The sequence below is a fragment of the Acidobacteriota bacterium genome, from assembly GCA_009861545.1.
Classification (GTDB): Bacteria; Acidobacteriota; Vicinamibacteria; order Vicinamibacterales; family UBA8438; genus WTFV01.
The window spans coordinates 1-8,188 of the sequence record VXME01000129.1; the positions used below are offsets into that span (position 1 = coordinate 1).

At 69.7% G+C, this 8,188-nt stretch carries 7 protein-coding genes; 3 read left to right on the forward strand and 4 right to left on the reverse strand.

Annotated features, from left to right (window positions below; translation table 11 throughout):
* Positions 1-101 precede the first annotated feature (101 nt).
* Positions 102-1,757, reverse strand: a complete 1,656-nt coding sequence (locus F4X11_20420) for a peptidase M14 (GenBank protein ID MYN67361.1) — start codon at positions 1,755-1,757, stop codon at positions 102-104.
* Here F4X11_20420 and F4X11_20425 point away from each other — a divergent pair, their 5' ends adjacent.
* Together F4X11_20425 and F4X11_20430 are read left to right on the forward strand one after the other, a co-directional pair.
* Positions 1,758-1,997, forward strand: a complete 240-nt coding sequence (locus F4X11_20425) for a type II toxin-antitoxin system Phd/YefM family antitoxin (protein ID MYN67362.1) — start codon at positions 1,758-1,760, stop codon at positions 1,995-1,997.
* A gap of 120 nt (positions 1,998-2,117) precedes the next feature.
* On the forward strand, positions 2,118-4,280 hold the full coding sequence (locus F4X11_20430; protein MYN67363.1) for a carboxypeptidase regulatory-like domain-containing protein: 2,163 nt from the start codon (positions 2,118-2,120) through the stop codon (positions 4,278-4,280).
* 245 nt (positions 4,281-4,525) lie between these two features.
* On the opposite strand, the gene F4X11_20435 is transcribed toward F4X11_20430, so the two are convergent.
* The 3 genes from F4X11_20435 to F4X11_20445 all read right to left on the reverse strand — a co-directional run bounded on the left by F4X11_20435 (position 4,526) and on the right by F4X11_20445 (position 6,788).
* On the reverse strand, positions 4,526-5,500 hold the full coding sequence (locus F4X11_20435; GenBank protein MYN67364.1) for a lipocalin-like domain-containing protein: 975 nt from the start codon (positions 5,498-5,500) through the stop codon (positions 4,526-4,528).
* Between the two features lie 156 nt (positions 5,501-5,656).
* Positions 5,657-5,908, reverse strand: coding sequence for a hypothetical protein (locus F4X11_20440; GenBank protein MYN67365.1), 252 nt, complete (start codon positions 5,906-5,908; stop codon positions 5,657-5,659).
* A gap of 4 nt (positions 5,909-5,912) precedes the next feature.
* Positions 5,913-6,788 (reverse strand): SPFH domain-containing protein, encoded by an 876-nt coding sequence (locus F4X11_20445; protein ID MYN67366.1) that lies wholly within the window; start codon positions 6,786-6,788, stop codon positions 5,913-5,915.
* 187 nt (positions 6,789-6,975) lie between these two features.
* Between F4X11_20445 and F4X11_20450 the strand changes: the two genes are divergently transcribed.
* Positions 6,976-8,188 (forward strand): PQQ-binding-like beta-propeller repeat protein (locus F4X11_20450; protein ID MYN67367.1); only part of this gene is annotated, 1,213 nt, incomplete at its 3' end.

Sequence of the window (8,188 nt, forward strand, 5' to 3'; positions counted from 1 at the left end):
GGCTCGCGCCTACAATTGTCGCATCTGTTTTCTGCGGCGCAGACTCCTAGCCCGCGACGTTATCTCCCGGGGGCCGTGAGCCGGGGCCCACAACCCCGCGCTCACGGCCCGGGCACTGGTGCCGCGCGCACTCTCAGGATGGGATAGACCGAACCTGCCTCGATCCACTCGTCCAGGAAGTTCCAGTTCACGATCCCGTCGTCCGAGCGAGGCTCGAGCAGCGCGAACGCCAGGCGCCCGAGCCGCGGTGCGACCGTCACCACCAGCGTGCCCGCGGGGACGGTGCGCTCCACCGCCTCCCAGGCGCCGGCCACCGTGCGCTGGTAGTGCCCCTCGAAAGCCCCCTCGGCAAGCGACGTACCGCTGATGACGAACTGCTCGGCATCGACGGTCACGGCGGCTTCCAGCGGTTCGGCGCCGACGCCGTGGGCCGCCAGCAGGTCGACGACCGGCGTCAGGTCGGCCGGCACGTAGTAGGACGCCGGCGCGACCTCCAGACCGTCCCCGACCGGCTCGAACGCGACGTACTCGTCCATCAACGTCGGCTCGAAGACATCGAGCCGGCGCCGCATCGGCTCACCCGTTTCGGGATGCGGGACCTCCTCCGTCCGCCCCAGCAGGATCTCCACCGGCTCCGGTGATCGCCGCGGAACGGCCCGCACGGCCAGCGAACGGCCGGCAACCGGCGTGCCGTCGGCCTCCGCGGTCAGTGCGGCGATGCGGGCCGCGTGCTCGTGCGCGAACGCGAGCGACTCCTCCACGAAGCGGAGCGTCGCGGCCACGCGTTCCTCGAACGGCGCGTAGGCGTAGGCCTCGCTGATGAGCGCGATCCGGTTGCGCAGGCCGACGTAGTTGTTGTTGAACCGCGGGCGGTGGTCGAACGTGCGCCAGCTCGGCTCGGCGCCCGCCGCGCGCGGCACGTTCCCGTAGTGGTAGAACTCCCACCCGTCGCTCGCCCTGACGGCATCGCTCACGGCGGGCAGCCACTCGTCGCGCAGCAGCGTGTCGATGGCAGGGTGGGTGTTCGGATGCAGCGGCGGCGCGTAGGTCAGGTGATACGCATGCTGCGTGCCGTTGGTCGTGTGCAGGTCGATGACCACGTGCGGGTCGTAGTCGGCATACGCGCCGACCAGCGCCCGCGCCTCCGGCGATTCCAGCTTCATGTGGTCGCGGTTCAGGTCGAGGTCCTGCGCATTGCGCCGCGTGCCCATGCCGCCCACCGGACCGAGCTGGTACGGCCGGTTGTTCAGCGCCACCCGCTCGTTGCCGTCGGCGTTGTAGATGGGAGCAATAAGCAGGATCAGCGACGACTGCCACTCCTCGTGGCGGCCGTTGACGAGAGCCCGCAGCAGCATCAGCAGCGCTTCCTTGCCGCACACCTCGCCGCCGTGGATGTTTGCCTGCAGCCATACGCGGATCCGGCCGGGGGCGATGACCGACGCTGAACGCGCATCCGGGACATCCCCTACAACGACGAGCGGGAGCGACCGACCCTCCACCGTCATCCCGAAGCTGGTCGCGTGAACGCGGTCTGACAGCGCGGCGGCGCTCTCGACGAGTTGCACGACCTCGTCATACCCGGTCGTCTCCCGGTAGCCGGTCCGCTCCGCCCGTGTCAGCAGAGCCGACCCGGCATCGCCCGGCTGCGCCGGCGCACCTTGCGGCACCGTCAGCGCCAGCAGAGCGGCGGCGGCCAGACCGTAGGGCGAAGCACTCAGGGGGCGATGCATGTGCGATAGTAACCGTGAGCAGGTCATATGAAGACGATTTCCGTGCGGGAACTGCAGAAGAGCGTCAAGCAAGTCGTGGACTCGGCCCAGACGGACCGCGTGGTCGTCACACGTCGCGGTGAACCGGCCGCCGTGGTGTTCGGAGTCGAAGGCAAAGACTGGGAAACCGTGGTTCTGGAGACCAGCCCTGCCCTTTGGGATCTCATCGAGGCACGCCGCCGCGAGCCGACGATCTCTTCAGACGAGCTGGAGCGCAGATTCAAGTAGCCGGCTGAGTGCTGGTAGACCCCGCGGGCATCACCGGCCGAACCACATTTGGCGTCGACCGCGAGCCGCACGATCTGTATGCTGGCCATACACGAAACCAGTTGTTCAGGGGAGGTTGGTATGCGCGCGACATCCCGAATCGGTTTACTGGGAGTGACGCTCCTGGCGGTCATCATGTTCGGTCTGACTGGCGCGAGCCCGCAGGCGGCGGGCAACGATATCGCCGGCGTCGTGCGGAGCGCCGGCGGCGGCGAGGCGGGCGTGTGGGTCATCGCGGAAACCGACGACATGGAGACCACGTTCCGCAAGATCGTCGTCACCGGCGACGACGGGCGCTTCCTGGTCCCGGATCTGCCGGACGCCGACTACGAGGTGTGGGTGCGCGGCTACGGCCTGGTGGACTCCGAGAAGCACCCGGCGCGCCCCGGCGAAGAGCTGACCTTGCCCGTAACGGCGGCGGCCACCGCGCAGGAAGCGGCGCGCATCTACCCGGCCAACTACTGGTACTCGCTGCTGGAGGTGCCGGCCGAGAGCGAGTTCCCGGGCACCGGGGCCGACGGCAACGGCATCAGCGAGCGGATGCGGCACCAGGCCGAGTGGGTCGATCGGCTGAAGGACGGCTGCCAGCTCTGCCACCAGATGGGCAACATGGCGACCCGCGAGATGCCGATGCTGGACCTCGACGACTTCGACTCCACGCTGGACGCGTGGGAGCACCGCGTGCAGGTCGGCCGGAGCGGGCCCAGCATGAGCAGCGGGCTGAACCGCATGGGGCGCGAGCGCGCCCTCGGCCTGTTCGCCGACTGGACCGACCGCATCGCGGCCGGCGAGGTGCCGCCGGCGCCGCCGCGCCCGCAGGGGCAGGAGCGCAACCTCGTCCTGACGATGTGGGGCTGGGGCGACACGATGGCGATGGTGCACGACGAGATCGCCACCGACAAGCGCAACCCGCACCTGTATCCGGACGGCCCGGTGTACGGCGTCGGCGGGGCCGGGCTGACGATCACCGATCCGGTGACCCACCGCTCGGTGCGGATGGACATGACGACGCGCGATCCGATGCCCGAGCGCGGCGATTCGTACTCCGGCACGACCGCGTTGATCCCGTCGCCGTACTGGGGCACCGAGCGCCCGACCACCCGGGGCTACAGCGCTCACAACCCGATGATGGACGCCAAGGGGCGCCTCTGGATCACGCAGTTGATTCGTGCCCCGGAGAACCCCGACTGGTGCCAGGACGGCTCGGACCATCCGTCGGCGAAGAACTTCCCGATCTCGCGCAGCCAGCGGCAGCTCTCGTACTACGACACCGACAGCGGCGAGTTCGTCCACATCGACACCTGCTACATGACCCACCACCTGCAGTTCGCCGAGGACGAGAACGACACGCTCTGGCTGAGCGGATCGACGGACGTCGTCGGCTGGCTGAACACGAAGCTGTACGACGAGACCGGCGACGAGCAGGCGGCGCAGGGCTGGTGCCCCACCATCGTCGACACGAACGGGGACGGCGTCATCGGCGAGTACACCGAGCCGGGCGAGCCGCAGGAAGCCGGCAAGGACATGCGGTTGGACGGCTTTGCCTACGGCATCATCCCGAACCCGGTCGACGGCTCGATCTGGATCGCCCGGCGCCTGCCGGTGCCGGGCAGCATCGTCCGGCTGGACCTCGGCGACAACCCGCCCGAGACCTGCAGCGCGGAGGTGTACGAGCCGCCGTTCGAGAACCCCGACGTGGACCCGAGCCAGTGGGGCCACGGCGGCCGCGGCATCGACGTGGACCGCAACGGCGTGCTCTGGACGGCACTGGGGGGCAGCGGGCACCTCGCGAGCTTCGACCGCAGCAAGTGCGCCGTGCTGAACGGCCCGACCGCGACCGGGCAGCACTGCCCCGAGGGCTGGACCCTGTACCCGACGCCGGGCCCGCAGATGAAGGGCGTGACGGCGGCGGGTAGCGCCGACTTCCACTACTACAACTGGGTGGACCAGTTCGACACGCTGGGGCTGGGCGCGAACGTGCCGATCGCCAACGGCACGAGCTCGGACGCGCTGCTGGCCCTGCTGCCCGAGACCGGCGAGTGGGTCACACTGCGGGTGCCCTACCCGCTCGGCTTCTACACCCGGGGCCTCGACGGCCGCATCGACGATCGGGAGGCGGGCTGGAAGGGCCGCGGCGTCTGGGCCAGCTACGACTCGGTGACGAACTGGCACCAGGAAGGTGGCAAGGGGATGACGAGCGAGATCGTGCGGTTCCAGATCCGCCCGCACCCGCTGGCCGAGTAAACGGGAGGCGCGACGCGAGCAGCGGCGGCGAGAACGTAACGATGCCGGGTCACGACCGCGAAGCGACGCCGGACCGCAGTAGTTGCGGTACGGCGTCGCGCGCCCCGGCTTCCGTCAAGCGAAAGGCGGTCACGCGGTTGCTGACACTAGCGAAGACCACACGCGCCGGGCGCGAGACCGCCACCTGGACCCGCGACGAGCTGCACGAGCGGTAGGGGCGGCTTTCCCGACCCGAGTGGCCGCGGTCAGTCGCTGATGCGGGCCCAGAGTATCGTGCTCTGCCCCTCGCGCCCCTCATCGTCGGTGCTGACCGGGGGCCGCAGCGTCAGGTGCGTGTCGGTCAGCTCGAAGAAGCGTTGCGCGTCCGTCCCGCTCTGTCCCGGATCCTCGTTCCCCACGCGGTGGTGGACCAGGTACGCCTCTTCCTCGTTCACCGAGAAGGGGCCGAAGTAGCTGCCGTAGCTCAGCACCGTCGCCAGCGCTTCCTCGGCCGTCGGCCCGTCACCGGCGTACGGCATCCGATCGGGACGCATCAGGTGCACCGACATGTTCCCCGACGGCGCGTACATGATGTACGCGGTCTCGTACTGGTCGACCTCTATGGGCTCGCCGTCGGTCGTCTGGCGCGTCACCGACTCGACGCGATAGACCCCGAAGAGCCGCCGGTGGGTATCCGTCAACTCGGCATCCGGCAGATCGGGCAACCGCCGCCAGGTGATGTACGAGCGCGAGCCGTCCTCGCTGGCCGGCGGCTGAAGCCTCAGCGTGTCGCCTTCGATGGTGTAGTACCGCCGGTAGTCCGAGCCGGCGCCGCTCGGGTTCAGGCCCCCCTCGAGGTGGTGGGTAACGTACCCCTCCTCCTCGTTGACCGAGAACCGCCCGAAGTACGAGGCGTAGCTCCCCATCTGGGCGAGCGCCTCCTCGGGGGTCGGTCCGCCCTCGGAGTACGGCTCCCGGTCCCGCGACATGATCGCCACGCCCATGTACCCGGACGGGTCGTACATGATGTAGCCGTCCCGGTCCTCGCGCGGCTCGCCGATCAGCTCGCCGTCGGCGTCGCGGCGCTCGCTGCGCACCAGGGTCCAGGCGCCGGCGAACTGGTCGTTGGGGTTCGCCGCCTCGGGTTCCGGCTCCGGCTCGGGAGGCGGCGCGCTCCCGCCGCACGCGAGCGACAGCGCGAGAACGACAGCAGCGAGCAGCGCGAATGGCGTGGTCCGCATCGTGTCCTCCTGACTCTGGGGGCGCCCCGGATACCCGGCCCGCAGCGCAAATCCATCGAAGCAAGACGTGCCCGCATCTTAGCAGCACGCGGCGAGACCCGGGGCATGCCCAACCGGCGGAGCGACCCCATCGTTCGCTCGGGCGCTTGCGGCCGATCACGAACCGGCTTCCTCCGCGGCGGCGGCGCTGTCGGTCGAGGGCGGCCGCTCGGACGGCGCCGTCCCGGGCGCCCCCGCTCCTGCCGGTTGCTTCTCGCGACCGGGGAACCGCCCCTCGCGCTGCAGCGCGCGCCGCAGGACGAACTCGATCTGCCCGTTGACGCTGCGCAGCTCGTCGCCGGCCCAACGCTGCAGCGCGGTGAGCACCTCCGGATCGATGCGCAACAGGAACGGCTTGCGGGCGGCCATCCGGCTACTGGTGCAGGGTGCCGGTGTTGACCACCGGTTGGGTGGCCTTGTCGCCGCAGAGCACCACGAGCAGATTGCTGACCATGGCGGCCTTGCGCTCTTCGTCGAGCTCGACGATCTGGCGTCTCGACAGATTCTCGAGGGCCATCTCCACCATGCTGACCGCGCCGTCGACGATCTGGCTGCGGGCCGCGATGATGGCGCCGGCCTGCTGGCGCTGCAGCATCGCCGAGGCGATCTCCGGCGCGTAGGCCAGGTGGGTGATCCGCGCCTCGAGCACCTCGACCCCGGCCTTGTGGAGCCGGCCCTGGATCTCGGTCTGCAACTGCCCGGCGATCTCCTCCGTGTTGCCGCGCAGCGAGATCCGCCCCTCCTCGTGCGTGTCGTAGGGGTAGCGGGTCGCCAGGTTGCGGACCGCCGACTCGCTCTGGACATGCACGTAGTTCACGTAGTCGTCGACCTCGAAGGTGGCCTCGGCCGTGTCGACCACCTTCCAGACGACGACCGCGGCCATTTCGATCGGGTTGCCGTCGGTGTCGTTCACCTTCGAGCGCTCGGTCTCGAAGTTGCGCACCCGCAGCGAGATCCGCCGCTTGGTGAAGAGCGGATTGGCCCAGCGCAGGCCCTGGTCGCGCACCGTGCCCACGTAGCGCCCGAAGAACTGCAGCACGCGGCCCTCGTTCGGGTTGACCACGAAGACCCCGGCCAGCAGGAACGCGATCACGAGCACCAGCAGGATGCAGGTCAGACCGCCGAACGAGATCTGCGAGTCGGCGGCGACATCCACGATGAACAGCACGACGACGACCGCGAGCGCGGCCAGCAGCCCGAGCACGACGAGCAGCCCCGACGGGGCGGTGTGCGATTTCTCCTGGATCATGAATCGTTCCTCCCGATGGATTTCAGTTACATATCATACTGATATCACCCGCCCCAGGTTCCATCGACGCGCTCCGCGGGTATGATGGCGAACGGACCGAGCGACGGGATCCGCGGACGCAGGCCGCTGCGCACTCCCGCGTCGCGGTCGCACCGGGACCCCGATCGAAGGTACGAGGAGCACGCCGATGCCATCCGCCACAGCTCGACAGTCCGGCTCGTTCGGCCTACGCGCGGAGGACTTCCTCCCGGCGGTCCTGGCGGCCTTCCTGCTGGCCGCCGCACCGGCCGCGGCGCAGCATGGGACGACGGACGGCGAATGGCGCACCTGGGCCGGCGACCTCGGCGCCACCCGCTACGCACCGCTCGACCAGATCGACGCCGGCAACTTCGACGATCTGGAGCTCGTCTGGCGCTACCGGACCGAGAACCTCGGCCCGCGCCCCGACTACTACCTGCAGACCACGCCCCTGATGATCGACGGCGTGCTCTACACCACGGCCGGCAGCCGTCGGAACGTCGTCGCCATCGACGCGGCCACCGGCGAGCACCTGTGGCTGTACCGCCTCGACGAGGGCGAGCGCGCCGCGCAGTCGGTGCGGCGGCTCTCGGGCCGCGGCGTCGGCTACTGGACCGACGGAGCCGGCGACGAGCGGATCTACTTCGTCACCATCGGCTACCAGCTCGTGGCCCTCGACGCGAAGACCGGCTGGCCCGTCCCCGGCTTCGGCGTCGACGGCATCGTCGACCTGAAGCGGAACAACGACCAGGATCTCGACCCGGTCACGAGCGAGCTGGCCTGGAACGGCGCGCCGGTGGTGGCCGGCGACATCGTCATCATCGGCGCCGCGAGCCGCTCCGGCAGAACGCCGCCCAGCCGCCGCAACGCCAAGGGCTACGTGCGCGGTTTCGACGCCCGCACGGGCGAGCGCCGCTGGATCTTCCACACCATCCCGCAGCCCGGCGAGTTCGGGAACGAGACGTGGGAGGACGGCTCGTGGGAGTACACCGGCAACACCGGCGTCTGGACCCAGATGACCGTCGACACCGAGTTGGGCATCGCCTACCTGCCGGTCGAGATCCCCACCAACGACTACTACGGCGGCCACCGGCCGGGCGACAACCTGTTCTCCGAGAGCCTGGTCGCGGTCGACGTCGAGACCGGGGAGCGCATCTGGCACTTCCAGTTCGTCCATCACCCGGTCTGGGACTACGACGTGCCGTGCGCCCCGATCCTCGCCGACATCACCGTCGACGGCCGCGAGATAAAGGCGATCGCGCAGCCGACCAAGCAGGGCTGGGTCTACGTCTTCGACCGCGTGACCGGCGAGCCGGTCTGGCCCATCGAGGAGCGCCCCGTGCCGCCCAGCGACGTGCCCGGCGAGACCCTCTCGCCCACCC